The 23,861-nt window shown below is 62.8% G+C and carries 26 protein-coding genes; 17 read left to right on the forward strand and 9 right to left on the reverse strand.

Features of this window, described 5'->3' with window-relative positions; genetic code table 11:
* Positions 1–36 precede the first annotated feature (36 nt).
* Positions 37–333 (reverse strand): rhodanese-like domain-containing protein, encoded by a 297-nt coding sequence (locus RAE09_RS06230; protein ID WP_302258658.1) that lies wholly within the window; start codon positions 331–333, stop codon positions 37–39.
* 434 nt (positions 334–767) lie between these two features.
* Between RAE09_RS06230 and RAE09_RS06235 the strand changes: the two genes are divergently transcribed.
* Positions 768–1,595 carry a hypothetical protein gene (locus RAE09_RS06235; protein WP_316981234.1) on the forward strand — a complete coding sequence of 276 codons (828 nt, stop codon included), beginning with the start codon at positions 768–770 and terminating at the stop codon, positions 1,593–1,595.
* Between the two features lie 286 nt (positions 1,596–1,881).
* On the opposite strand, the gene RAE09_RS06240 is transcribed toward RAE09_RS06235, so the two are convergent.
* A complete protein-coding gene (locus tag RAE09_RS06240) occupies positions 1,882–2,538 on the reverse strand; it encodes a LuxR C-terminal-related transcriptional regulator (protein WP_005325645.1) in 657 nt (218 codons plus the stop codon).
* A 3-nt stretch (positions 2,539–2,541) separates the two neighbouring features.
* A complete protein-coding gene (locus tag RAE09_RS06245) occupies positions 2,542–3,234 on the reverse strand; it encodes a sensor histidine kinase (RefSeq protein WP_005325646.1) in 693 nt (230 codons plus the stop codon).
* A 110-nt stretch (positions 3,235–3,344) separates the two neighbouring features.
* Between RAE09_RS06245 and RAE09_RS06250 the strand changes: the two genes are divergently transcribed.
* The 3 genes from RAE09_RS06250 to RAE09_RS06260 are packed head-to-tail and all read left to right on the forward strand — an operon-like array spanning position 3,345 to position 5,945.
* On the forward strand, positions 3,345–4,031 hold the full coding sequence (locus tag RAE09_RS06250) for an ABC transporter ATP-binding protein (RefSeq protein WP_070587140.1): 687 nt from the start codon (positions 3,345–3,347) through the stop codon (positions 4,029–4,031).
* A complete protein-coding gene (locus tag RAE09_RS06255) occupies positions 4,028–5,428 on the forward strand; it encodes an FtsX-like permease family protein (protein ID WP_316981235.1) in 1,401 nt (466 codons plus the stop codon). The genes RAE09_RS06250 and RAE09_RS06255 overlap by 4 nt, the downstream gene beginning before the upstream one ends.
* A complete protein-coding gene (locus RAE09_RS06260; RefSeq protein ID WP_316981236.1) occupies positions 5,370–5,945 on the forward strand; it encodes a S41 family peptidase in 576 nt (191 codons plus the stop codon). Before RAE09_RS06255 ends, RAE09_RS06260 begins: the two co-directional genes overlap by 59 nt.
* 210 nt (positions 5,946–6,155) lie before the next feature.
* Here the strand turns inward: RAE09_RS06260 and RAE09_RS06265 are convergent, their stop codons facing one another.
* Complete coding sequence (locus RAE09_RS06265; RefSeq protein ID WP_218840696.1) at positions 6,156–6,644, reverse strand: inorganic diphosphatase; 489 nt, start codon at positions 6,642–6,644, stop codon at positions 6,156–6,158.
* 67 nt (positions 6,645–6,711) lie between these two features.
* Here RAE09_RS06265 and dacB point away from each other — a divergent pair, with 67 nt between their 5' ends.
* From dacB to RAE09_RS06330, 13 genes are read left to right on the forward strand one after another with little or no spacing between them, the layout of a single operon-like run.
* Positions 6,712–7,998, forward strand: coding sequence for a D-alanyl-D-alanine carboxypeptidase/D-alanyl-D-alanine endopeptidase (gene dacB, locus RAE09_RS06270; RefSeq protein WP_316981237.1), 1,287 nt, complete (start codon positions 6,712–6,714; stop codon positions 7,996–7,998).
* Positions 7,988–8,938: a tRNA lysidine(34) synthetase TilS gene (tilS, locus tag RAE09_RS06275; RefSeq protein WP_316981238.1), complete on the forward strand. Its 951-nt coding sequence runs from the start codon at positions 7,988–7,990 to the stop codon at positions 8,936–8,938. The genes dacB and tilS overlap by 11 nt, the downstream gene beginning before the upstream one ends.
* A gap of 12 nt (positions 8,939–8,950) precedes the next feature.
* A complete protein-coding gene (gene hpt / locus RAE09_RS06280; RefSeq protein WP_204610938.1) occupies positions 8,951–9,538 on the forward strand; it encodes a hypoxanthine phosphoribosyltransferase in 588 nt (195 codons plus the stop codon).
* Between the two features lie 12 nt (positions 9,539–9,550).
* On the forward strand, positions 9,551–11,908 hold the full coding sequence (ftsH, locus tag RAE09_RS06285) for an ATP-dependent zinc metalloprotease FtsH (protein WP_316981239.1): 2,358 nt from the start codon (positions 9,551–9,553) through the stop codon (positions 11,906–11,908).
* Entirely contained in the window at positions 11,908–12,501 is a 594-nt protein-coding gene (folE, locus tag RAE09_RS06290) for a GTP cyclohydrolase I FolE (protein ID WP_005325658.1), read from the forward strand. The genes ftsH and folE overlap by 1 nt, the downstream gene beginning before the upstream one ends.
* A gap of 37 nt (positions 12,502–12,538) precedes the next feature.
* Positions 12,539–13,501, forward strand: a complete 963-nt coding sequence (gene folP / locus RAE09_RS06295) for a dihydropteroate synthase (protein WP_316981240.1) — start codon at positions 12,539–12,541, stop codon at positions 13,499–13,501.
* 3 nt (positions 13,502–13,504) lie between these two features.
* On the forward strand, positions 13,505–13,885 hold the full coding sequence (folB, locus tag RAE09_RS06300) for a dihydroneopterin aldolase (protein ID WP_150851412.1): 381 nt from the start codon (positions 13,505–13,507) through the stop codon (positions 13,883–13,885).
* Entirely contained in the window at positions 13,885–14,370 is a 486-nt protein-coding gene (gene folK, locus RAE09_RS06305) for a 2-amino-4-hydroxy-6-hydroxymethyldihydropteridine diphosphokinase (protein WP_200435730.1), read from the forward strand. Before folB ends, folK begins: the two co-directional genes overlap by 1 nt.
* Positions 14,367–14,840, forward strand: coding sequence for a DUF3180 domain-containing protein (locus tag RAE09_RS06310; protein ID WP_316981241.1), 474 nt, complete (start codon positions 14,367–14,369; stop codon positions 14,838–14,840). Before folK ends, RAE09_RS06310 begins: the two co-directional genes overlap by 4 nt.
* 5 nt (positions 14,841–14,845) lie before the next feature.
* Positions 14,846–15,880 (forward strand): DUF6779 domain-containing protein, encoded by a 1,035-nt coding sequence (locus RAE09_RS06315; RefSeq protein WP_316981242.1) that lies wholly within the window; start codon positions 14,846–14,848, stop codon positions 15,878–15,880.
* Positions 15,881–16,555, forward strand: coding sequence for a Rossmann-fold NAD(P)-binding domain-containing protein (locus tag RAE09_RS06320; RefSeq protein ID WP_005329912.1), 675 nt, complete (start codon positions 15,881–15,883; stop codon positions 16,553–16,555).
* On the forward strand, positions 16,552–17,454 hold the full coding sequence (locus RAE09_RS06325) for a pantoate--beta-alanine ligase (RefSeq protein ID WP_316981243.1): 903 nt from the start codon (positions 16,552–16,554) through the stop codon (positions 17,452–17,454). The genes RAE09_RS06320 and RAE09_RS06325 overlap by 4 nt, the downstream gene beginning before the upstream one ends.
* Positions 17,454–18,074: a GNAT family N-acetyltransferase gene (locus RAE09_RS06330; protein ID WP_316981244.1), complete on the forward strand. Its 621-nt coding sequence runs from the start codon at positions 17,454–17,456 to the stop codon at positions 18,072–18,074. Before RAE09_RS06325 ends, RAE09_RS06330 begins: the two co-directional genes overlap by 1 nt.
* Before the next feature lie 12 nt (positions 18,075–18,086).
* On the opposite strand, the gene RAE09_RS06335 is transcribed toward RAE09_RS06330, so the two are convergent.
* From RAE09_RS06335 to RAE09_RS06355, 5 genes are read right to left on the reverse strand one after another with little or no spacing between them, the layout of a single operon-like run.
* Complete coding sequence (locus RAE09_RS06335; RefSeq protein WP_316981245.1) at positions 18,087–19,388, reverse strand: C1 family peptidase; 1,302 nt, start codon at positions 19,386–19,388, stop codon at positions 18,087–18,089.
* 13 nt (positions 19,389–19,401) lie between these two features.
* Positions 19,402–20,700, reverse strand: coding sequence for a C1 family peptidase (locus RAE09_RS06340; protein ID WP_316981246.1), 1,299 nt, complete (start codon positions 20,698–20,700; stop codon positions 19,402–19,404).
* A gap of 49 nt (positions 20,701–20,749) precedes the next feature.
* A complete protein-coding gene (locus RAE09_RS06345; protein WP_316981247.1) occupies positions 20,750–21,691 on the reverse strand; it encodes an ArsA family ATPase in 942 nt (313 codons plus the stop codon).
* Positions 21,682–21,939, reverse strand: coding sequence for a cory-CC-star protein (locus RAE09_RS06350; RefSeq protein ID WP_316981248.1), 258 nt, complete (start codon positions 21,937–21,939; stop codon positions 21,682–21,684). The genes RAE09_RS06345 and RAE09_RS06350 overlap by 10 nt, the downstream gene beginning before the upstream one ends.
* Positions 21,923–23,635: a carbon starvation CstA family protein gene (locus tag RAE09_RS06355; protein ID WP_316981249.1), complete on the reverse strand. Its 1,713-nt coding sequence runs from the start codon at positions 23,633–23,635 to the stop codon at positions 21,923–21,925. The genes RAE09_RS06350 and RAE09_RS06355 overlap by 17 nt, the downstream gene beginning before the upstream one ends.
* Between the last annotated feature and the right edge of the window lie 226 nt (positions 23,636–23,861).

A 23,861-nucleotide genomic window follows, 5' to 3' on the forward strand; every position in this document is an offset into this window, starting at 1 on the left:
CCATCATAATAATCCCAAAAGATTGGTTTAGGCCAATTAATCCGTTTCGATGGGAAGTCCGGCAGCCTTCCACTTATCCGTGCCGCCATCGACGTTAATGGTGTCCCAGCCCAGCGCATGCTCCAAATACTGGCAGACCTGCATGCTGCGGCCGCCCGCGTGGCAGATGACGTAAATATCCTTGTCCGGGTCGATTTCCTGGATGCGACCCGTAATCTCACTCATCGGGATGTGGGTCGCGCCCTTTGCGCGCTCCACTGCCCACTCGTCATTCTCGCGGACATCAATGAGCTGAGCGCCTTCTGGTACTTCAGTTGGTTGAACGTTTTCCATGCCTCATACCCTAGTCACGCAGAGGTCCTTATGCTGCTCCGCGTGCCGCGTCCGAGAAGAGCCGTGAGGAACCAGGCGGGGCGAAAAACTGTGAGCTCGGCCCGTTGCGGCAACTGCCTGTTCCAGCAGCTTTAGCTCTTGTCTCGCCAGACTTGTAGCCCAAATGGTTATCTGCTTCGGCATTAAACCCCTTGTATTCGAGGCTTAAAGTATGCCTTGGTCCAAGTCCTTGGCATCCGCGGCGGATGTGCGCGGGGCATCAATTTCCAGCGGCAACTGAGATGAGTTCAGGCGAACCTGTCTTGGTCGTGATTAGAGTGGCGTACAGCCCAAGGTACAGCTTTCTGTTTATGGCGAGGGTGGGTCTTCTCCACCACGTTTTCAACATTCATCTGAATTGAAAGGGAAATTTTTTGATGAAAAGTCTTACATGCATGCGGACAGAGCTTCGACAAGGCACGCTTGAAATCGACGGCATTACCATAGAAAGCCGTATCGGCGTGGACCTCGAGCCTCACAGCGAATATAACCTGAGCCTTGAATTTGCAGTCCGTCAAGGAACGGCACCCACTGCAATGAGGCTTAAGACCTTTGGTGCTGAGTTCCTACTCATTGATAATGAGACAGAAAACAGCATTCGTCTTACCGATGGCGTTAGCAATAGCGCAAGCTTTCGTCTGCGAACCGGACAAAAGTCAGGCTTGTTGAGTGTTTTCAACGAGTACCTGCATAGTTATTGGGAAGGTGTCGAACCCGCCTACGAATACATGACTGGCGATTCAGGGATTGTTATCACCAAGAGGGACGGCGACACCATTCACTTTGCCTGCAACAACCGCAGTCCACGCGAGCAGCTAGCGTTTGAGGACGTCACGGGGAGGCTTACGGTTACGAAAGTTGGTTCAGCGGAAGATCTTTTCATTGCCCCTGTAGAGGATGGATCGCCGATTCAGCAATATTGCTTCATCGACAGTGGTGGTGAAGTACCCGAGGAAAAGAAGCTCGTTGATTTTGCTACTGCGCTTTCGGGCACGGTCTCCCCGACTAGCGAAGCGGTCACTACCTTAATTGACAGGCTTGAGGGGCTTAACTACACCGTCATTTCTTCCGCAGACAATGCTGTCACCATTGAAGTCGACATCTCGGATGAGGACACCACCGAATTCGCTATGGTCGATGAGGCCCGACTATGGAATCTCAACCTAGTGAAGGTACGCACTCACACCCTGCTCAATCAGAGCACAAACCAGCCAGAAAATTAGGTCACGACTGCTCAGAATTTGGATGCGAAGGATCGCGTGATTCGTCGTGTTGAAGAAAGAATTTTGGCGGAGAGCACGCAGGTGCAAGCCACGGATCTGGCTGTGGCACTTGGATCGTCGGTTCGTGTGAGGAGTCGATGTTGTTCATGGTAAATAGCGCCGGAAAATGGGGGTCGCGCGCTATTTACCGTGAGCGTCGTGCGGGCGGTCCGCGACGATACTTGGTGGCGCATGGGGTCAAAGTGACGTACACGGCGCTGGCCCCGCGCAGGCCTGCGTGCGCGTTTTAACGGTGCGCGGAGAGGTACTCCAGAATCGCCTTGACGCGGCGGTTGTCCTCGCTGGGGTCTAAGCGAAGCTTGGTGAAGATGTTGGAGACATGCTTGGCCACCGCGGCGGCGGATAAAACGAGCTCGGCGGCGATGTCCTTGTTGGACTTGCCGCGGGACATTAATTCGAGAACCTCGCGCTCGCGCGGGCTGAGCTCGCCCAAGCCGCTGCGTCCGGAGCTCATGAGAGCTTGAGCCACGGTGGGGTCGATGACGGTGCCGCCCTGGGCCACCACGTCCAGGCTGGCCAGGAAGTCGCGCACCTCGGAGACACGGTCCTTCAAAAGGTAGCCGGTGCCGGCCTCGGGGGAGTCGAAGAGCTCCACCGCATATGCAGGGGCTACGTACTGGGAGAGCACCATGACGGGCAGGCCCGGGTAGGCGTTTCTCAAATTCACGGCGGCTTTCAAACCATCGTCGCCCATGCCCGGCGGCATGCGCACGTCCGTGATGACGATGTCCGGCAGGTCGTCGCGCAGTTTATCCACCACAGCCTCGAGCGAAGGAGCAGAGGAAGCCTGGCCCACTACAGAGTGCCCGCGGCGCTCCAACAGGCCGGCCAGGCCCTCGCGCAGAATGGCGGAGTCATCCGCTACCACAATCCTTAAGCTCATCTTTTACACTCCTGGCTGTCCGCGATCGAGAAGAAGGGGAATGGACCCGGCCACCCGGGTCGGGCCGCCAGGCGGTGAGGACAAAGACATTTCTCCGCCGAAGGCAGCAAGACGCTCGGCCATCCCCGCCAGGCCGTGCCCGGGGACGACCTGTGCGCCGCCGTGGCCCTCATCCACCACGGTGATGCGCAGCGAATCGTCCGAGGTCACCAGCACCGAAACCGGCGCGCCCGGCGCATGCTTGGCCGCATTCGTCAAAGCTTCCGTGCCGAAGAAATAGCCGCAGGCCAGCACGGAGGCGGAGAGCTCAGGCAGAGGATGCGGGGCGAAGACGCTGACGTGGGGGCCGTGGGAGGAGGCGGCGTCGGCAAGCGCGGCGACCAGGCCGTGATCCTGCAGCACCTGTGGGTGAATACCGTGCACCGTGGCGCGCAGGGAATTCAGGCCGCGGTCCACGTCCTGCTTTGCAGCGGTGAGGAGCTCGGTGAGGTCAGCGGGGGCGTCGAGAAGAGCCTCGCCCAACTTCATGCTCGCGGCCACGAGGTATTGCTGCGCGCCGTCGTGCAGGTCGCGCTCGATGCGGGCGCGCTCGACCTCGTAAGCGTCCGCGATGGCGCGGCGCGAGGCCGTGAGCTGCGCAATCTGCTGCGCCTGCTGCTGCTCGTGCGTGGTAGGTTGGGGCTTCTTTCGGAACACGGTTCACAGCATATCGGGCGCCCCGAACTACAGGGGTAGTGCTGGCACTACCTTAAAGAGCAACGCTAGGGCTGTTCTTTCCGCGGGCCCGGCACGGTGGAATGAGAGACATGGCACAGACACTTTCCCTGACAGACATCACTAAGGACTTCGGCGGCGGCCCGGTGCTCGCCGGAATTTCCCTCGACATTAAACCGGGCGAGCTCGTGGCCGTCATGGGGCCGTCTGGCTCCGGCAAGTCCACGCTGCTGCACTGCATGTCCGGCGTGCTCACCCCCACGCACGGTAGCGTGCGTTACGGGGACGAGGAGCTCTCCGCGCTTTCCGACGCCCCCCGCTCCCGCACCCGCCTGCGCAACTTCGGCTTCGTCTTCCAGGATGGTCAGCTGCTGCCGGAGCTCAGCAACGTGGATAACGTGGCGCTGCCGGCCATGCTTAACGGTATGGGGCGGGGTGCGGCCCGCAGGCGCGCGATGGAGCTTCTCGATCAGCTGGGCCTGGGTGGCCTGGCTGACCGCCGCCCGGCGCAGGTCTCCGGTGGCCAGGCCCAGCGCGTGACCATTGCGCGTGCGCTGGTGGCGAACCCAGGCGTTGTCTTCGCCGACGAGCCGACCGGTGCGCTGGATCAGTCCACCGGCCACGAGGTCATGCAGATGCTCACCACCATCGTGCGCCAGGCCGGGGCGAGCCTGGTCATGGTCACGCACGACCCGAAGGTAGCCGATTGGATGCAGCGCCGCGTGGAGATTCGCGATGGCATCATTCACGACGACCGCCGCCTGGGGGTGATTCGATGAACACCGCCACCTTGGTCTATGACCTGCAGCGCGAATCCATTCGCGCGCGCTCGGGCACGGGCATCGTCTCTCTATTGGCGATTGTGAGCCTGACCATCGGTTCCGCCATCGCCTTTTTGGTTGCGGGTGGTACCTGGATGTTTTGGGAGCGCGCCCAGCACGTCGAGGACGCCGCGCCCGCCCTCAAGGAGGCCTTTGGCAACGAGATGGAGGCCTTCCTCTATCCCTGGTTCGCCCTGGCTCTCTTTGCCTGCGCGTTCATCCTTCCCGCGCTGTTTAACCTCACCTCCCAGGCCGCCGTCCTGGGTGCGTCCGGCAGGGAGCAGCGCCTGGCCACCCTGCGCCTGCTGGGCCTAAGCTCCCGCCAGGTGGAGCGCATGGCAATTGTGGAAACCGGCCTCCAGGCGGTGATCGGCATCGTGCTCGGCGGGCTGATTAGCCTACTCGTCGCACCGGTCTTTACCCAGCTGGACTTCCAGATGCGGCCCATTGACCTGACAGAGATTCTGCTGCCCTGGTGGGGATATATAGCTGTGGCCGGCGTGCTCTTCCTCCTGGCCATCGGCGCGGCACTGTACGGCATGCGCCGCGTGCGGGTGAGCCCGCTGGGCGTGGCCAAACGCCAGATGCCCGCGGCCTACCGCTGGTGGCGCGCCATCGTCTTCCTCATCATCGTGGCAGTCGGCGGCGTGTTCCTCACGGGCAAGGCGGGCCCGCCCACCGCGATGGTCATCGCGGTCATGTTTGGCATGCTGATGAGCATCAATCTCATCGCGCCTTTCATCCTGCAGCTGGGCGCGCACGTCTTCTCCCTCTTCCCCGGAACCGCGCACTTCGTGGCCTGCAAACGCGTGGCGGGCAATGCCCGCCCGGCATGGCGGCGCAGCGCTGCCATCGGCTTCTTCGGCTACCTGGCCGGCTTCCTCGTTGCCGCGCCCCTGGGCTCCGATGCCTTGGCCGCGGTGCTCAAAGAAGATCCCGGGATGAACGTAGTGTTCAAGGACATCTCCACTGGCGTTGTACTAACCCTCGTCTTCGGCTTCACGTTGACCACCATGTCCATCATCCTGGGTCAGGTTTCCGGCATCTTCGAGGACAAGGAGCTCATCCGCTCTCTGGATTTGATGGGCGTGCCGCGCGGCTTCCAGTTCCGCTCCGGGGCGTTGACCGTCATGGGGCCGGTCGTGGCCTTGAGCTCCTTCGGTTTTCTCTTCGGCGGCGGAATTGCTTCGCTGATGTTCTTCTCCAACGTCGAGCAAAGCGACGTCGATGTGAGCGCTCGCCTGCTCATGGCCTTCGGCTTCCTGGCGGTGGGCTGGGTGGTCACGCTTCTTGCCATTGTCCTTGTTGAACCGTTGCGCGGCTACGTGCTGCGCACAGGAGGTCGAAAAGAATGAAAACTGTACTGAAAATTTTGGCGGACTCTTCGCCGTTGTCTTTATCGCGGTGCTCGCCGCCGTGTACTTCCTCGGCCCCTCCTATGGCGGGGCGCTGCTGGGCAAGCCCTATATTCTTTTCAACACCAGCGAAAAACGTATCAACACTGCGATGGTGGATACCGCAGCGTATACCGGAATCTATGGCGAGAGCGAAGAATTTCAGCGCGACCGCGAGGCTTTCAAAGAGGACCCGACCAACGCGGAGCTCCTCGTTGCCGCCATCGACACCGCCTCCTCCGCCGAAGTCACCCTCCTGACCTTCCGCGGCCTGGAGAACGTGCGCACCTTCGGCGAGCCGATCGCCGGCTACGCCTCCGCCAACGTGGTGCTGGATTACCCGGATGGCTGCTCGCTCATGCTCACTACTGCCAAGGACAAGGCGTGCACAGGCGAGGAGTTCGCTGAGGATCCCATCGCTCCTGATGCCCCGGAATCTGAACTCGACGGCTGGCTTGCCTCCCATTGTGGCTTCTAAGGCGCGGTTTTCGTCCACGGGTGCCTTTGACGTTCACGGCAAATAACGCCCCGAAACACGCTATTTTTCGCCACTATTTACCGTTAACGACAGTGATTAGTCGGAAAACGCGAAAGGTACGCTTCGGCGCGCGGTGGGAAACCTCTTTGGTCCCCACCGTCTGCGGAAACGTACCTTCACAGTGCCGCCGTTAGCGTGCGGCAGAAGCGCTTACTTGAAGCGAGCCTTTGCCTCGTCGAGGATCTTCTCTGCCTCAGCCTTGTCGCCCCAGCCGGAGCCGGTAACTTCCTTGTTCGGCTCCAGGTCCTTGTAGTGGACGAAGAAGTGCTCGATTTCGTCCTTGATGTGCTGCTCCACATCGTTGATGTCCTGGTAGCGCTCCCAGCGCGGGTCATCGATGACGGCGAGCAGCTTGTCATCGCCGCCGGCCTCGTCAGTCATCTTGAAGACGCCGACGATGCGGGCCTCAACGACAACGCCCGGGAAGACCGGCTCCGGCAGGATGACCAGGGCGTCGAGCGGGTCGCCGTCCTCGCCCAGGGTGTGGTCGATGAAGCCGTAGTCAGCCGGGTAAGCCATCGGGGTGAACAGGTAACGGTCGAGGTAGACCTTGCCGGACTCGTGGTCAACCTCGTACTTGTTGCGGGAGCCCTTCGGGATTTCAATGGTTACTTCAACGCTCACAGCGATGTCCTCCATGGGGGATTGGGTATCAATTACTGCCCATAGTCTAGCGCGTTGCGGATTCGCGCTAGGGTTAAAGGCAATGAAAGCAAAGCATGTTTGGTGGTCAGCGACCGCGCTCGTGGTAGCAGCAGCGGTCGGAGGTACGGCTGCGCTGGGCGTTACCCTCCAGCGCGAATACGGCGATCTCTCGCATGGAGAAGCACAGGCGGTGCAGGCTCCTAAGGAGCCGTTGAGCGCAGCAGAGCCGGGCGAGGCAAACCTGGATGCGCTGAGGGCGAAGCTGGATGAGCTCGCTAAGAATAAGGACCTTGCCACTTTCGGCGGCGAGGTGATCGATACCGAAACCGGCGACGTAGTGTGGCAGCGCGACGCGGATAAGCGGCTTACCCCGGCCTCGTCCACGAAGGTCCTCACCACTGCGGCGGCGACGTTGGCGCTGGATGAGAATGAGAGAATCACCACCAAGGTCTACCGTGGGTCGAACGAAAGGAACGTGGTTATTAAGGCCGCGGGCGATGTGTGGATGACGCACGAACAGCTCGATGATTTGGCCGAGCAGATTTCGAAGAACGTCGAGCAGGTCGATGGAGTCTACATCGATACCTCCGTATGGTCCGGCGAGGCGCAGGCCCCGGGGTGGGATCCGGAGAACGTGGACGGCGGCTTCGTCGCGCCGATGGAACCGGCCATGCTCTACGGTGGTCGCCTGGGCGCGACGACGGGGGATGTGCCGAGGAGTCATGAGCCGGCTTTGGATGTGGCTAAGCAGCTAGGCGATCGCCTCGGCGCGGGCAAGGTAGGTATGGGCTCTGTGGCAGAGAATGCGCAGGAGGTGGCGAGCGTGGATTCGCCGCCGCTAGCGGACCGCGCCCGAGAAATGGTGCGCCATTCCGATAATGTCATGGCTGAGGCCATTGCGCGTGAGCTGGCGATGTCCCGAGGCAAGGAAGCCAGCTTTGAAGGCGATACGCAGGCCACGCTCGAGGTGCTGCGGGAGCAGGGATTCGACGTCGAGGGCGTCGACATTAAGGACAATTCCGGGCTCTCGGTGGACAATCGGCTCACCGCCGGGCTGTTGACGCAGCTCATTAATGGCGCGGTCAAGGATCCGCACCTGCGCCCGCTGGTGTCCTACCTGCCGGTGGCCGGCGGCGATGGCACGCTATACGAGCGCTACGGCGATTCCGCGGCCAAGGGCTATGTGCGCGCCAAGACGGGCACGCTGACTGGGGTCTCGGCCTTGGCCGGCACCGCGCAGGGTAATTCCGGGCGCGTATATGCCTTTGCCTTCCTTGTGAATGACGGTGATATTTTGGCCGCCCGCAAGGCCCAAGACGCGTTGGCTTCTGCACTGCATGAGTTCTAATAAGCCCTTTTGGCCGCGGGTTTCGCCGCACTTTCTGGCGTGTCGGCGCGGCGTGCGCGCCGCGGGCCTTGACCGTGCAGTGGCGGTGGGGCTGTCCGGAGGTGCGGATTCGCTGGCTCTGATGGCGGCGCTGGTGGCGGAGGGGCACGAGGTGCTCGCGCTGTGCGTGGACCACGGGTTGCAGGACGGATCGCGGGCGCAGGCAGAGTGCGCGGCCGAACAGGCGCGAACGCTGGGCGCGCGGGCGCGGGTGCTTAGCGTTGAGGCGGGCGCTGCGGCGGGGGCGGAGTCGATGGAGGCGGCCGCGCGGGTGGCGCGGTATCGGGCACTGGCCGCCGCGTGCGCGGTCGAAGGTTTAGAGGTGGCCGTGGCGCATACGGCCGACGACCAGGCGGAAACGCTGCTGCTTGGTGCGCTGCGCGGACGGGTGACCGGCATGAGCGAGCGCAGCGAGGTCGAAGGCGCCCGCGTGGTGCGGCCGCTGCTGAACGTGCGCCGGGCCGATACCGAGGGCGCCTGCGCGGAGCTGGGCCTCTCGGCGTGGCAGGATCCGCAGAACGCGGACACGAATTTCCGCCGCGTGGCGCTGCGCCGCGAGGTCATTCCGCAGTTGAGCCGCATCATCGGCGGGGACGCGGTGCCAGCGCTGGCACAAGCCGCAGGCGACGCCGCGCTTGACGACGCCGCCCTGCGCACCCCACCCACCACCGACTGCGCCGAGCTGGCGGCGATGGCGGAACCGCAGCGCCGGCGGGCGATCGCTGCGTGGCTGGTCAGCGAGGGGGTAGAGGTAACAAGGAGGGGAGTGGGGGACGTCGGCAAGCTGTGCACCCACTGGCACGGGCAAGGCCCGGTGGCCGTGCGATCGGCGCGGCAGGTGGGGCAGAGGTTGGAAGTAGCCCGTATAGGTGGCAAACTGGCACTATTGTCCGGTCATTAAAGGAGCGCACACGTGCACGACAAGAAAGACTTCGCCGTTCCCGCAAACCGCTACGGTGACGATGTAGAAGCAATCCTCATTGGAGAAGAGGAACTGCAAAGCCGCGTCCAAGAACTCGCGGATATGGTCTCGGAAAAGTATGCCGACTCTGAGCAAGACCTCCTGTTGGTCTGTGTGCTCAAGGGCGCAGCATTCTTCCTCACGGACTTTGCGCGCAAGCTATCTATCCCCTCCGAGCTGGAGTTTATGGCCGTATCCTCCTACGGTGCCTCCACTTCCTCATCCGGCGTGGTGCGCATTTTGAAGGATTTGGACCGCGATATTGCCGGGCGCAACGTGCTCATCGTGGAAGACATCATCGATTCCGGCCTCACCCTGTCGTGGCTCATCCGCAACCTGGAAGGCCGCAACCCTGCCTCGCTGAACGTGGTCACCCTGCTGCGCAAGCCGGAGGTAGTCAAGGCCGATATTGACCTGCTGGATGTGGGATTTGATATCCCGAATGAATTCGTCATCGGCTACGGGCTGGACTTTGCGGAACGCTACCGCGATCTGCCTTACGTGGGCACCCTCCACCCCGATGTCTATACCACCAACTAAAATCGCGCAGTAATGAAAAACAACAAGATTCTTCGCTACGGCGGGATTGCGGCCCTCATCCTTATCGCGCTGTACGCTTTTACCTTCTTTAGCAACGACGCCCGCGGCTACGTGCAAGCGGATACCTCCGTTGCGCTGACCCAGCTCAAGGACAAAAACGTCAATGAGGTGGAAATCGATGACCGCGAGCAGCGCCTGCGCATCAAGCTCAAGGACGAAATCACGGTAGACGAGCGCGACGGCGTGCAGGAGATCGTGGCCAAGTACCCGGCCCGCGCCTCCGAGCAGGTCTTTAACGCCGTCAAGGATTCCGGTGCCGAGAAGTACCAGACCAACGTCACGCAGGAATCCTTCTTGGGCTCCATGCTCAGCATGCTGCTGCCGATGCTCATCCTCTTCGGCGTGCTCTTCTGGCTCATGTCCCGCATGCAGCAGGGCGCTGGTGGCATGTTTGGCATCGGCGGTTCCAAGGCCAAGGAACTGACCAAGGATATGCCGACCAATACCTTTGAGGACGTGGCCGGCGCGGACGAGGCCGTGGACGAGCTGCAGGAGATCAAGGACTTCCTGGAAGATCCCACTCGTTACCACGAGCTGGGTGCCAAGATTCCGCGTGGCGTGCTGCTTTATGGCCCTCCGGGTACCGGTAAGACCTTGCTTGCCCGCGCCGTGGCTGGCGAGGCCGGCGTGCCGTTTTATTCCATCTCCGGTTCTGACTTTGTGGAGATGTTCGTCGGCGTGGGTGCCTCCCGCGTGCGCGACCTGTTCAAGCAGGCGAAGGAAAATAGCCCCTGCATTATCTTCGTGGACGAGATCGACGCCGTGGGCCGCCAGCGCGGTTCCGGTACCGGCGGCGGCCATGATGAGCGCGAGCAGACCCTCAACCAGCTCCTAGTAGAAATGGACGGCTTTGGTGACCGCGAAGGCGTAATCCTCATCGCTGCCACCAACCGCCCGGATATCCTCGATCCGGCGCTGCTGCGCCCGGGCCGCTTCGACCGCCAGATTCCGGTCACCAACCCGGATCTTGCCGGCCGCGAGGAGATCCTGCGCGTGCATGCGAAGAATAAGCCGCTGGCAGAAGAGGTTGACGTAGCGCAGCTGGCCAAGCGCACCGCCGGCATGTCCGGTGCGGACCTGGCCAACGTACTCAACGAGGCCGCTTTGCTTACCGCCCGCATCGGCGGCAACGTCATTACTTATGACGCCCTGGAAGAGGCCACCGACCGCGTGGTGGGCGGCCCGCGCCGCCAGGGCAAGATCATCTCCGAGCACGAGAAGAAGGTCACCGCTTATCACGAGGGCGGACACACGCTTTCTGCGTGGGCACTCAAGGATATTGAGCGCGTGTACAAGGTCACCATCCTGGCCCGCGGCCGCACCGGCGGCCACGCCATGACCTCCCAGGAAGACGACAAGGGCATGTACACCCGCGACGAGCTCTTCTCCCGTTTGGTCTTTGCCATGGGTGGCCGCGCGGCCGAGGAGCTGGTCTTCGGTGCGCCGACCACCGGTGCGTCTTCCGATATTGAAAACGCCACCAAGATCGCTCGTTCCATGCTCACCGAGTACGGCTTCTCGCCGGACCTGGGCACCGTGAAGTACGGCAAGGAACAGGGCGATCCCTTCAGCCAGATGGGTGGCGGCGGCTCCATCGATTACTCCGATGAAGTTGCCTCCAAGATTGATGAGCAGATGCGCTACCTGCTCGAGCGCGCGCACGAGCAGGCCTATGACATCTTGCGCAATAACCGTTACTACCTGGATAAGCTGGCCGAGGCCCTGCTGGAGAAGGAAACCCTGCGCCGCCCTGACCTGGAGCGCATTTTCGACGGCATCGAGCCGCGCGAGGCCTTCGACGTCTTCCCAGGCGAGGACGACCGCTTCCCGCGCCAGATTGGCTACGCCCCAGTGAAGACCCCGGTTGAGCTGGCGAAAGAGCGCGGCGAGGAGCTGCCTAAGCGCATGACGCTTCTCGATGCCTCCCGGGCCGCCCGCGAGCGCCGCCTTGCCGGCGAAGAGCCGAAGGGCGAGGTGGGCTTCAACTTTGGTCAGCACGCCGGCGATTACGTCGACCCGGACACCGCCCGCGAGCTGGGCAGCGGTCCCGCGAAAGAATCCGCGAACTCCTCGCCGGCCCAGTCGGCCCAGCCGACCCAGCAGTCCCGCGACGGCCAGTCTGCCCCGGCTTCCGAGTCATCCGCCCGTCCGGCCGCACGCCCCGCTACCGGTGGGGGAAAGCACCACAAGCCGGATGCCGGCGCGAATGCCGATGCCGAGACCAGCCAGTGGTTTACCCCTGGCTGGGACGAGAAGGATCGCCGCAAGAACCCCTATGCGCGCGAGGACGACAAGCAAGAAGATAAATAATGCCTGATAATCACATTCCCGCTCGCGCCGCCTTTGACCAAGACCGAGCGGAGGCAGCGGTGCGTGAGCTGCTCCTTGCGGTTGGGGAGGACCCTGACCGCGAGGGCTTGCGCGAAACCCCTGCCCGCGTGGCCCGCGCTTACCGCGAGGTCTTTGCCGGACTGCACGAGGACCCGACCGAGGTCCTGCACAAGACCTTCGCTGAGGACCACCAAGAATTGGTTCTGGTGCGCGATATCCCCATTTATTCCACCTGCGAGCACCACCTAGTGCCGTTTTACGGCGTGGCGCATATTGGCTACATCCCGGGCAAAGACGGCCACGTCACCGGTTTGAGCAAGCTCGCTCGACTGGCGGATATGTACGCTAAGCGCCCCCAGGTCCAAGAGCGCCTCACCCAGCAGGTAGCGGACGCCTTGGTGGAGGTCCTCGGTGCGCAGTCCGTCATTGTGGTCATTGAGTGCGAGCACTTGTGCATGGCCATGCGCGGTATTCGCAAGCCGGGTGCGACGACGACCACCTCCGCGGTGCGCGGCGGCTTCAAGAACAATGCCGCCTCCCGCGCCGAGGTACTCAGCCTGATTCGCAGCTAAACCCCCGGTTCACTACGAAAGCGAGAAGGAGCACGCCATGCAGCAGGCAACCTCGGTATCGGATCTGAGCATCGCCAACCGCACGCTGGTGATGGGCATCGTCAACGTCACGGAGGATTCCTTCTCCGATGGTGGAAAGTGGTTGGACGTCGATGCCGCCATCAACCACGCCCGCGAACTCGTGGCGCAGGGCGCGGACATGATTGACGTCGGTGGTGAGTCCACCCGGCCGGGTGCGGTGCGGGTGGAGGCGGACGTCGAAAAGCGCCGCGTGGTTCCCGTCATTAAGGCGCTGAGCGAGCTGGGCATCCGCACCTCCGTGGATACGATGCGCGCCTCGGTGGCCCGCGCGGCGGCAGCGGCCGGTGTGGACATGATTAATGACGTCTCCGGTGGCCTGGCCGATCCGGAGATGTATGGCGCGATGGCCGAGGCCGGCGTGCCCGTGTGCCTGATGCACTGGCGCACGCTGCAGGAAGGCGCCTTTGGCTCCGCGGCCGGTAGCGCCGACCACGGCGGCGATGTGGTGCGCGATGTGCATGAGACCCTCGAGCGCCTGGCGAATAACGCGCTGGCGGCCGGCGTGCGCCGCGATAATATCGTGCTCGATCCGGGCCTGGGCTTTGCTAAGACCCCACAGGATAACTGGGCGCTGCTCAAGGCCCTGCCGGAGTTCCTCGACGCCGAATTCCCCATGCTGGTGGGCGCTTCCCGCAAGCGCTTCCTCGCCGCCATCCGGGAGGACCGCGGCGTGGAGTCCAGCCCGTTGCTGGCCGATCCCGCAACTGCAGCCGTGACCGCCATTTCCGCCCAGATGGGCGCGTGGGGCGTGCGCGTGCACGAGGTCGCCGTCTCGCGCGACGCCGTCGATGTTGCGGCCGCGTGGAATGTCGGCGACGGCTACAAGGGTGGGGCCAATGCCAGCGGCAGCTATAGCAATGGCGCTGATGGCAATGGCACCATGAAATCCACCGCCCTACCGCGCAACCCTGAGGAGTAAAACATGGCAGACCGCATCGAGCTCACCGGCCTGGAATGCTTTGGCTACCACGGCGTCTTCGAGGAAGAAAAGCGCACCGGCCAACCCTTCATCGTGGATATCACCTGCTGGTCCGAGTTCGCAGAGGCCGCCGCCACCGATGATCTGACCAAGACCATCAATTACGCCGAGCTTGCCGACGTCGCCGCGAAAATCATCGAAGGCCCCGCCCGCGACCTCATCGAGACCGTCGCCAGCGAGGTCGCCGATACCATCATGGAGACCTTCGAGGGCCTGCATGCCGTGGAGGTCACCCTCCACAAGCCGCAGGCGCCGATTCCGCGCACTTTTGCCGACGTCGCCGTGGTCGCCCGTCGCTCCCGCAAGCATGCGAGGACCCTATAATGCGCGCGGTGCTGTCTATCGGCTCCAATATGGATGACCGCGTGGAGCTTTTGCGCACGGTATTCGACGAGTTTGCCGGCGAGATCGTCGCTGCCTCGCCCGTCTACGCCACCCCGCCGTGGGGCGTGACGGACCAAGACGAATTCCTCAACGCGGTGCTCATCGTGGACGTCGACGAGACCCCGAAGGAACTGCTGCGCCGCGGGCAGAAGCTCGAAGAGGCCGCCGAGCGCGTGCGCGTGCGCCACTGGGGCCCGCGCACGCTGGATGTGGATATCGTCGATATTGAAGGTTATACCTCCGACGATCCAGAGCTCATCGTCCCGCATCCTTATGCCCACGAGCGTGCCTTCGTGCTGATTCCGTGGTTGGCGGCCGATGCTGGTGCTAGGTTGAGTGGGGAGGGCGTCGCCAAGCGGGTAGCAGCACTCGACCCGAAAGAGCGCGCCGAGATTCGCCGGCTGGGCATGATGGAGGAGCTATGACACGGACCTCGCTGGGTGCCCTCATCGGCACCGGGGTCTTCTTTGCCGCTGCGGCGGCCATACTCACCACGCGCTTTTATGGCTCCATGCTGCAAATTCCGGTAACGGTCTCGGCCACGCTGTGGCTCATGGCCATAGTCTGTCTGGCGCTGACCTGGAAGGTGGACCAAGCAACCGAAGACGAGCATGGCATCGGTCTAGATAATTCGCAGCTCAACCCCATGACCATCACGCAGTTCATGCTGGTAGGAAAGGCCTCGGCATGGACGGGTTCCATCGTGGGTGGCATTTATGCCGGCATTGCCGTCTACGTCATCCCCAACGCCGGCACGCTCACTGCGGCCTCCGATGACCTCGTGGGCGTCATTGCCTCCGCGCTCGGTGGCCTCGCGATGGCCGCCGCTGGCCTGCGGCTGGAGCGACACTGCGAGACCCCGCCCCCACCAGATGGGGTACAGGCGGTACATTAGTGAGCATGACTGAGCCGCGCTCTTCTTCTAGCAAAACTCCCTCCAAGTCGACCAAGCCGGATCTGGGCCAGATCGGGCTCATCGTCCTTGTGGTGCTGGCCGTTGTTGCCAGCATCGTCATGCTGATTTCCGGCTCTGCCGCAGCCCTTAAGATTGCGCTCATCGCCGCTTTGTGGGCCGCCGTGCTTGGCTTCTTCCTGGTGATGCGCTACCGCCGCCAGGCCGAGGAGTCCGTGACCAAGCTGGAGCTGCAGGAGCGCGCTCACCGCGCCGAGCTTAAGCAGGCCCGCGCCGCCGATGGCCAGCCCTTGCCGGATCAGGAATTGCTGGATGAGATCCGCACCGAGCTGGCTTCCATCCGCAAGCAGATTGAGGATCTTTCCGGCCAGGACTTCACCTATGAACCGGCCGCCCTGCATGCCGAGGCGCGCCGCATCATGCAGCTCGAGGCCCAGACCGCGGCTGCTACTCGCCCTGGCTCTGAGGAAGGCAATGTGGACTTCACCCAGTCCTCTTCTGGCGCCCCGTCCGCCGATGCTATCGCCGGCCGCTTGGGCAACCAGCCGTCCGCGGCGCACGCCGAGTCCAACCCGCTTAATGACATCATCAGCGAAAAGACCCGTGCGCAGCGCACCACCGGCAAGACTTCCGGTGCTTCCACCTTCAATACTGGTGGCTTCCAGGCCGTGCGCTGGGATACCGGCGGCGATGATTCCCTGAAGAATGCCCGCACGTCTGCGGCCAGCGAGCACCATGGCAGCCACCGCAAGCCAGAGGCTGCCACCAAGGCCAATGATGAGACCCAGGACATTCCGCAGCAGGCGGCGCCGCAGCGCGATGAGCGCGCGGAGTACCCGGGCTCCGGTCAGCACGTGGCCCCAGAAAAGTCCGAGCCGGTGCGCCAGAAGGCAGCCCGCTCCCATCACCGCGCGGCCGCCGATGAGCCCGATTCCCGTGGCCGCCGCCGCAGCGACGATAAGCGCGAGGGCGCGGTATCCGTGGCCGAGCTGCTGGCCCAGGCGAAGAAGAAGGATAAATAAATGCGCCCGCCACGCATGCGGGTAGCACTCTTCGGTCGTAGCTCGGCTGGTATCAACCTAGCCGGAGAAATGGCGCGTGCCGGCCACGAGATTGTTGAAATCTCCAATCCAGCGGAGCTTTCTTCCTTTGAGGCGCTTATCATTGCGGTCGGCGATGCTCGCCTAGATGCTGCAGTAGAACTACTGGAACCCCACGTTCACCGCGGTCTTATTGCCGTCCACACCTGCCTGTCGCGTGGCGTACAGGTTTTGGATCCGCTGGAGACTCGCGGCTGTGTGGTAGCCGCGCTTGCCCCTATCGTTTCTGGACGGTGGGCTGCAACCACCTTGGATGAGCTAGGTGAAACCATCGTGGAACTCATCGCCGGGGAGTTTCACGCCGATGTTCTCGCATTATCGGACGCCGAGCGTGCCCCTTTTGCCGCACGCGTCTACTATGCCGACATGCTGCACCGGCTACAGGTACCTGCGGCACGGGAAGCAGAATTTTTCGCCCCGACGGAGGAATGGCCGCCGGTAGGCAGTGACTTTGATAGTCAAGAAGCCATTGCTGCCTACCGCGGCGCCACCGATCCCGGCCTGCGCCGCAGCTATGTGGAGGTTGCCCGCCGCCTAGGCGAGGTAGACGGCCGCGAGGAGCTAGAAATGTGGGCCCTACAAGAGGAGAGCCGATGAGCCTAGAGCTGGGAAACGCCACCGTTATCAGCGAGATTGAGCGCATCCGCATGGTCGGAAGCGCCTTTCATAAGACTGGCCGTCCGGTAGCCTTCGTGCCGCTGACCAACGGCGTGCACGCCGGCCATATCGCGTTGGTGCGCGCGGCCAAGCACATCCGCGGCGCGGTTACCGTCGTGGCCCTGCAGTCCCCGCACGAGGAGGATCTTGAGCTCCTGCGCGCCGAGGGCGTGGATATTGTCTGGGATTACTCGCCACAAACTTTGTGGCCGCATGGCCGCCGCATTGCCGTAGCTCCGGCCGACGCCTCGACCGCCCTCGAGCCGGACCTCAGCGAGGATCTCTCGCTGTACCTTGCGCTCATCCTGACGCTTTCGCCTACCGACGTCCTCCTCGGAGAAAAGGACTACGAGCTCCTCCTCACCATCCACCACGCGGTTCAGGACTTCCACCTGGGTGTCCGCGTGCAGGGCGTGCCCGCCGTACGCATGCCCGATGGCGTGGTGATGAGCCTGCGCAATACCAACGTCCCGGCCGACTCCCGCGACCAGGCTGCGGCCCTATCCGCCGCGCTGACCGCCGGTGCGCATGCCGCCGAAGCCGGTGCGGAGAAGGTCCGCGAGGTTGCCGCGGAAGTCCTGCGCGCAGCAGGCGTTGAGCCGGACTACCTCGAGGTGCGCGGCCGCGACCTCGGCATGCCTCCTGAGGAAGGTGATGCCCGCTTGCTCGTCGCCGCGAACATCGGCGGTGTCCGCCTCATCGACAATGTGGGCCTGCCGCTGGGCATCGGCTTTAATAATATTGAAGAGCACGAAGCCAAGGCCGAGCTCGAGCGTGAGCAACAACGCGAGCAACAGCGCGCGCAGGGTACCGCTTCTCAGCAGCCATCGGAGGACTAATGACCGATATCCAGATCCGCGACCTTGACCCGCGCGATGAGCCCAAAGCTATTTCTTTTGCCATCGAGGGCATGCACCTGCACTGGTTTGTGAAGAGCCCGCGCTTCGAGCGCGCCTATGGCCGCTACTTTTGGGATTTAGAGCGCGCCAAGGCCACCGATATCTTGGCGGCTTACGATGGCGACCGCTTCCTCGGCGTGCTATTAGCCTCCATGAAAGGCAAGCCCGCGCTGCCGTATCCGTGGTGGCGCAAGGCGTTTGTTCACGCGGTGGAAATCTTTAATAACCTGCGCCCGGGCGGCCACCGCGATGACTACGATGCCGCCAATCAGGACATGCTGCTCAAGTACTTGGGTAAGCACCCCATTGATGGCGAAATCGGCTTCCTCGTCGCCGACCCCAATTCCGGCGTGAGCGGCGTGGGCACGGCGCTGCTCGAGGCCTTCGAAGCCCGTCACGAGGGAAAGAATGTCTACTTGTTTACCGATGACGGCTGCACGTATCAGTTCTATGACAGCCGCGGTTTCACCCAGGTGGGCGAGCGCACCATCGCGGTCAACGAGGACCGCGACTTGGAGTGCATGCTCTATGTGCGCCGCCTGGGCACGCCGCAGGCCTAGCGTGCCGCAGGCTTAACGCGCCAACGCGCCCATCGGATCCCAGGCCGGCAGGGTGGTGACGGACTCGGACTGCAACGCCGCCTGGTATTGCTCCGGCAAGCGGGAGGGGTGCACGGCGATTTCGAAGACGAACTCATCGAACCAGTCATCGGCCATGGTCCAAAAGCCCTTATCGGCCTTCTTCGGGCCCCAGGAATTCTCCACGCGCCAGCGATTGACGGTGCCGTCGTCTGCGATATCGGCGCCGGTAAACACCATCGCGTGGGTCATCATGGACTCGTGCAGGCGCAAGCGTTGCGCCTTGTCCAGATCCATCTCCACGCCGTAGAAGGCCTCATAATCGTGCAGGTGCTTGGCCCACACGCCGTGTTCATCATCGGATTGCTGGTCGGTATCGCAGCCGAACCAAACCGGCTGACCGTCCTCGATGGAGGCACGCGCGGCATCGCGCAACACCTCCACAGGCGCGTTCAAATAGGTCACGCGCTTTCCGGCCACGTTGCCCAGGTACTCCACGGTGTAGAGCTCGCCATAGGCATTGCGCGGGTCGTTGACCACGCACACGTACTCGCCTAGGTCCGCCGGCAGGTATTCCCGGGCAAACTCCTGCGGGGTATAGGTGCCGGCGCGGTGGAATTCATCGTCCTTATCGCGGTACTGCCACACAAAGTCCTCGGGTGGCAGGCCAAGGTTGGCGGTGAGGATACGGTAGACGTCGGCAAGCGCCTGCTCATGCGCGCCCTCTTCGCCGCTGCGGATGCGGTGGGCGGCGCGGCGCAGCACGGTCTGCAGGTTGCGGTTAAGCATCGCCGTGGCCTCGGAAGAGGCGGTCTCCGGCATGGCGTACTGCGGCACCACGCCGTACTTTTCCACCAGGGCGACGAACATGGACCACTGGCCGCCGTCATCGATGGGATCATCCATGAGCTTGGTCACCGTGCGGTCCGTAATCTCGCGGTCCTTGAGCTCGGCCATGGCGGTGAGGAACCAATTGGCCTTTTCCAGCTTGTCAAAGAAGTAAATATAGGTCTGGGAGAGCTCAAAGTCCTTGAGCTTGGCCTTGTCCATCAGTCCGCCGCGCAGGGAATTGAGGCCGGCGAAAATCCAGCAGCGGCCAGAAGCCTTCTGGTCGGCCACGCCCCAGGAATCTAGCTTATGGCTGGTTACTGGGGTGAGGCTGCGTAGTTGCTCGTGGTCGAGGCTGAGCTTATCGACGCCTTCCTGGGCCACCCCATTGCGCACCAGGCGCAGCGCGGCATCGCTGGTGAGCTCGGTGGTGGCGGCATGAACCTCGTTTGGGTTAATCTCTGTCATTTCTCGATTCTCCTTAGTTCATCCGGTCCCAGAGGGGGAGCTCAATTGGTTCGGTGGTAAGGGCCTGGGCCAGTTCGTCGCTCAGGTGCTCCTTGCGCACGGCGATGTGGAAGACGTTTTGGTCAAACCAGGCATCGGCCATGGTGGCAAAGCCCTTGCCGGGTACATCCTCGCCATCGTCCTTGCGCGGTGGCTTAGAACCCCAGGAATTTTCCACGCGCCAGGCGCGGTCACCATCGACGCCGGTGAGCACCATCGCGTGGGTGGGCGCGGTCTCGCCGGAGGTAAAACGCTCCTCCTTGCTCATGGAGGAATCGATGCCGTAAAGGCCATCGGTATCTACCAATCCCTCGTCCCATACGCCGTTGAGGAAGGAGAACTGGCGGTTGACATCGCAGCTAAACCACACCGGCTCACCGGCCGCCAGGCTGCGCTTGGCAGTGTCCTTCAGCTCGGCCGCGCTGACGTTGAGGTACTCCTGCGGTGCGCCTCCCAACACATTGGTCTCCTCGGCACTGCTGAATACTCGATGTTTGGGGTTGGTGGAGCGGGGGTCATCGGCCAGCACCACGTACTCGTCCAAGTTCGGCAGGTACTTATCCGCAAACTCGCGCGGGGTGGAGTGCAGCCGCACGAATTGCTCGTCCTTGGTGCGATACGCCCAGGTAAATTCCTCCGGCGGGGTGCCCAGGTGGATGGCCAGGATGCGGTGGATATCCTTGCGCGCCTGGGCGAGGATGTCTTCGCGCGGGCCGTCCTGGGCGGCGGCGCGGCGCACCACGGTGGCAAGATCGCGGTTCATCTCCGCGGTATTTCCAGACGAGCGCACCTCCGGCATGACCTCGGCAGGGACGGCGCCGTACTTGGCCACTAGGTTGCTAAAGAAGCACCACCAGCCGCCATCGGCGCCCGCATGGTCCAGCACCGCGGCGACGGTGCGCTCGTCCCAGCCGGCGTCCTTTTTGTCTAGCAGCTGGTTGAGCACCAGATTGGCGCGCTCCAGCTTGTCAAAGTACTGCAGATAGGTGAAAGAAAACTCGAAGTTATCAACGTTGAGCTCCTTGGCCGCGCGGTGACGGAAGACGTTCAGCGCCGCGAACATCCAGCAGCGGCCCGAGCGCTTCTGGTCCGATACGCCCAAGCTATCCAGCTTGACCTCGGTGGTGGGGTAGAGGGCCGTAATGCGGTCGCGGTCCAGGGCCGCCTTGGCCGCCCCGACGTTGGTAATGGCGTTGCGCGCGATGCGCAGCCGGGAATCGGCCGCGGCCTCCTCGCGCAAGTGGGATAGGTATTCGTTGGTGAGCAAAGTCATAGTTTCGGTTTTAGCAGACCCAAGCCCACAGCGGCGCGGGCGGGTGGAGCTAGAGGTAGGCCGCCAGCTTGCCGACGGCCCCCGGAGTCCCCACTTCCTCCGGCAACCACGGAACCTCGCGCACCGGGGTATCGGGCAGCTGGGTGCGCAGGAGTGCGAGCGCCTCATCCTCGGCGGCGCGTCGGGCGGCCAAGAACTCGCCTTGGTTCTCCGGGGTGCGCCGGTTAACCAGCATGGATCCCACCCGTACACCGTTGCTCGTGAGGTCCGCATGGAACTCGGCTGACTCCAACACGGGCAGGCGCTCGGCGGTGAGCACGATGTGGAACACGGTGCGCGGAGAGGTAAGCGCGGTGCGCAGCTGGGCAAAGCGCTCGCGGCGCTGGAAAAGCGTGGCGCGAATTTCCTGATTGCGCCGGTCCACTGGGTCATTATCCGCGCCGCTTCCTTGCGACATACCGCGCACCAGTGAGCCGAATTTATCGGATTTCTCGCGTCGGGAGAGTAATCCATCGGTATAGGCGGCCATGATCTCCGGCAAGGCCATAAGCCGCGAAGTGTGCCCAGAGGGGGCGGTATCGAAGATGAGGTAGTCGAAGTCCGACTCCTCCACTACCAGCGCCGCTATGCGCTCCAATAGCGCCGCCTCCTGTGTACCGGGCGATTGCCGGGCTAGGTCGAGGTGCTTTTTAACCTCACCATGGAGGTGTTCGGGCATAAAGCGGCGCATCGAGTTCCCTACCTGCGCTAGGTGTTGCTCGGTCGCGCGCGCAGGGTTGATCTCGATGGCGGACAGGGTAGGGGTGAGGTCTACGGGGGCGTCGCCAAGCGAGGCACCAAAAATATGCCCCAGATTATGCGCCGGGTCCGTGGACACCAGGCAGACGCGGTGCTCACGGGACAGGCGCAGCGCGGTAGCGGTGGCCAGGGTGGTCTTGCCCACCCCGCCCTTGCCGCCAAAGAACATGATGGGTGCGGTCTCTAACAACATTGAATATTCTCCAACGGGGATCTATCCATTCCCATGCGCGTATGCCAGGCGTGGAAATCCTCATAAACCAGCGGCAAAAGCTCCAGGGTGTAGTAGCTGGCCGGGTTGGGGATGCCGAGCGCCTCCGAGGCGACCAGCATCATGAAGAGATCGTCTTCTTGCTGCTGGGCTCTGGCAAAGCTGGCGCGATACGGGGCCTGGTAGTACTCGGTGAGCCCGGCCGCAAGTGCCTTAAGCTTGTCGAGCATGCTCGGGCAGCGGGGCGTCAAGGTCATCATCGGACCACTCCAGCGGGGCCTCCTTGCGGGCACGGGAAATGGCGCCGACGGCCTCCACAATCACCCAAATGGCGGCGACCACGATGATGACGTCCATGCAGAATAGTAGCCAGTTCTGGCTGCTAAAGAGGGACTTCAGCTGGAGGAGTGCGGCCCACAGTGACATGGCGGTAACGAAGATGAGCGGGAAGACCACTGGCCACGTCGGCCGGCGCAGGTGGGTCAGGATGACCACCACGATGGCCAAGGAAAGGCCCGCCATGAGCTGGTTGGTGGTGCCGAATAGCGGCCAGATGGTCATGCCGCCGGAGCCATCCGCACCGGCGGAGAAGGTCAGGCCGAAGGCCAAGCCCACCGCGATGACGGTGGCGGCCAAGGCCTTGATGCGCACGCCCATGATCTCGCCAATTTCTTGCACCACGAGGCGCTGCAGGCGCACGCCCGAGTCCATGGTGGTGGCAGCGAAGAGGACGGCCATGGTGGCCAAGATGGTGACGGAGAGGGAGGTGGGAATCCCCATGCCCTCATTCATGAGTGCGCCGCCGCCTTGCACGAAGGCCTCCACGCCGCCGGCATTCCACTCGGAGTAAATCTCTTCCCACTGCTGCAGGGACTTAAAGCCCGCGGTGGTGGCGATGATCGTGCCCAGTGCGAGTAGGCCCTCGCCCACGGCGCCGAAGTACCCCACAAAGCGCACGTCAGTTTCCTTATCCACCTGCTTAGAGGAGGTGCCGGAGGCCACCACGCCGTGGAATCCGGAAATAGCGCCGCAGGCGATGGTGACAAAGAGCAGCGGGAAGATGCCCGGGGTGCCGTCTGGCACGTTGTCGCGCAGCGCCGGCGCGGCCAGCGAAGGGCGGGTAATGAGGAAGGAGCCGTACAAGATGGCCAGGCCCACAAAAAGCTGGAGGCCGTTGATGTAGTCGCGCGGCTGCAGCAACACCCATACCGGCAGCAGCGAGGCGATGAAGGCGTAGATGAATAACAAGATGATCCACACGCCGTTAGCGGGGATGCCCAGGACCGTATCTGGAAGGACCACAGGCACGCGGTCACCGATGATCATCAACGCGTAGAGCGCGACAACGCCCACGATGGAGACCAGCGGCAGGTTCCAATTCAGGCGGTAGATGGCCTGGCCGATAAGCAGCGCGACGACGATGGCGCCCCACGTGGGGATTACGGCCGTAGGGGTGGAGACCAGCAGGTTCGAAATGACCACGGCGAAGGCGGCATTCACCATCAATAGCAGCAGGAAGATGACGATGAGGAAGAGGTTGCGCCCGCGTTTGCCAATGTAGCGACCAGACAACGTGCCGATGGACTGGCCCTTGTGGCGCTGCGACGCCCACAGCGCACCTAAATCGTGCATGCCGGCAAAGAAGACGGTGCCGAGGGTGACCCAGAGAAACGCCGGAACCCAGCCCCAGATGACGGCTACAGCCGGACCAATGATGGGCGCGGCGCCCGCCACGGAAGTGAAGTGGTGGCCCCATAGGACGTATTTATTGGTGGGCACATAGTCCACGCCGTCTTCCATGGTGTGGGCTGGGGTGGAGTAGTTCGGGGATAGTCGGAAAATACTCTTTCCTAGGACCTTGGAATAGAGCAGATAGCCGGCGCCCATCATCGCGATGCCGATGATGGCGAGGACAAGAGAGTTCATGGTGTGCGTCTCCTTATGGGCGGTCAGGTGGCGTGTCTCACACGTGCGGATAGTATGCCATAACTCACATAGGTATTAGCCCATGGGGGAGACCGGTGGGTGGATTTATATTTGGAAGACGCAGCCGGCGCAGTGCCTCATGCTTCCGGTAGGGAAAACGACTGCGCGGCCCCTGCTCCTGTGGAGGAACGAGGGCCGCGCGGTGGGTGCTTAGACCAGGTGGTGG

The sequence above is a fragment of the Corynebacterium tuberculostearicum genome (assembly GCF_032821615.1).
In the GTDB taxonomy this organism is placed as follows: Bacteria; Actinomycetota; Actinomycetes; order Mycobacteriales; family Mycobacteriaceae; genus Corynebacterium; species Corynebacterium tuberculostearicum_H.

Bases quoted from the DNA above. Each gene is read 5' to 3' on its own strand.
- RAE09_RS06315 (WP_316981242.1), top strand. From the start codon at position 14,846: ATGACTGAGCCGCGCTCTTCTTCTAGCAAAACTCCCTCCAAGTCGACC.
- RAE09_RS06350 (WP_316981248.1), bottom strand. From the start codon at position 21,939: ATGCTCGACAAGCTTAAGGCACTTGCGGCCGGGCTCACCGAGTACTAC.
- RAE09_RS06235 (WP_316981234.1), top strand. From the start codon at position 768: ATGCGGACAGAGCTTCGACAAGGCACGCTTGAAATCGACGGCATTACC.
- folP (WP_316981240.1), top strand. From the start codon at position 12,539: ATGCAGCAGGCAACCTCGGTATCGGATCTGAGCATCGCCAACCGCACG.
- RAE09_RS06325 (WP_316981243.1), top strand. From the start codon at position 16,552: ATGAGCCTAGAGCTGGGAAACGCCACCGTTATCAGCGAGATTGAGCGC.
- RAE09_RS06330 (WP_316981244.1), top strand. From the start codon at position 17,454: ATGACCGATATCCAGATCCGCGACCTTGACCCGCGCGATGAGCCCAAA.
- tilS (WP_316981238.1), top strand. From the start codon at position 7,988: ATGAGTTCTAATAAGCCCTTTTGGCCGCGGGTTTCGCCGCACTTTCTG.
- folB (WP_150851412.1), top strand. From the start codon at position 13,505: ATGGCAGACCGCATCGAGCTCACCGGCCTGGAATGCTTTGGCTACCAC.
- folK (WP_200435730.1), top strand. From the start codon at position 13,885: ATGCGCGCGGTGCTGTCTATCGGCTCCAATATGGATGACCGCGTGGAG.
- dacB (WP_316981237.1), top strand. From the start codon at position 6,712: ATGAAAGCAAAGCATGTTTGGTGGTCAGCGACCGCGCTCGTGGTAGCA.
- RAE09_RS06340 (WP_316981246.1), bottom strand. From the start codon at position 20,700: ATGACTTTGCTCACCAACGAATACCTATCCCACTTGCGCGAGGAGGCC.
- RAE09_RS06230 (WP_302258658.1), bottom strand. From the start codon at position 333: ATGGAAAACGTTCAACCAACTGAAGTACCAGAAGGCGCTCAGCTCATT.
- folE (WP_005325658.1), top strand. From the start codon at position 11,908: ATGCCTGATAATCACATTCCCGCTCGCGCCGCCTTTGACCAAGACCGA.
- RAE09_RS06265 (WP_218840696.1), bottom strand. From the start codon at position 6,644: ATGGAGGACATCGCTGTGAGCGTTGAAGTAACCATTGAAATCCCGAAG.
- RAE09_RS06250 (WP_070587140.1), top strand. From the start codon at position 3,345: ATGGCACAGACACTTTCCCTGACAGACATCACTAAGGACTTCGGCGGC.
- RAE09_RS06345 (WP_316981247.1), bottom strand. From the start codon at position 21,691: ATGTTGTTAGAGACCGCACCCATCATGTTCTTTGGCGGCAAGGGCGGG.
- ftsH (WP_316981239.1), top strand. From the start codon at position 9,551: ATGAAAAACAACAAGATTCTTCGCTACGGCGGGATTGCGGCCCTCATC.
- RAE09_RS06355 (WP_316981249.1), bottom strand. From the start codon at position 23,635: ATGAACTCTCTTGTCCTCGCCATCATCGGCATCGCGATGATGGGCGCC.
- RAE09_RS06320 (WP_005329912.1), top strand. From the start codon at position 15,881: ATGCGCCCGCCACGCATGCGGGTAGCACTCTTCGGTCGTAGCTCGGCT.
- RAE09_RS06255 (WP_316981235.1), top strand. From the start codon at position 4,028: ATGAACACCGCCACCTTGGTCTATGACCTGCAGCGCGAATCCATTCGC.
- RAE09_RS06310 (WP_316981241.1), top strand. From the start codon at position 14,367: ATGACACGGACCTCGCTGGGTGCCCTCATCGGCACCGGGGTCTTCTTT.
- RAE09_RS06335 (WP_316981245.1), bottom strand. From the start codon at position 19,388: ATGACAGAGATTAACCCAAACGAGGTTCATGCCGCCACCACCGAGCTC.
- RAE09_RS06240 (WP_005325645.1), bottom strand. From the start codon at position 2,538: ATGAGCTTAAGGATTGTGGTAGCGGATGACTCCGCCATTCTGCGCGAG.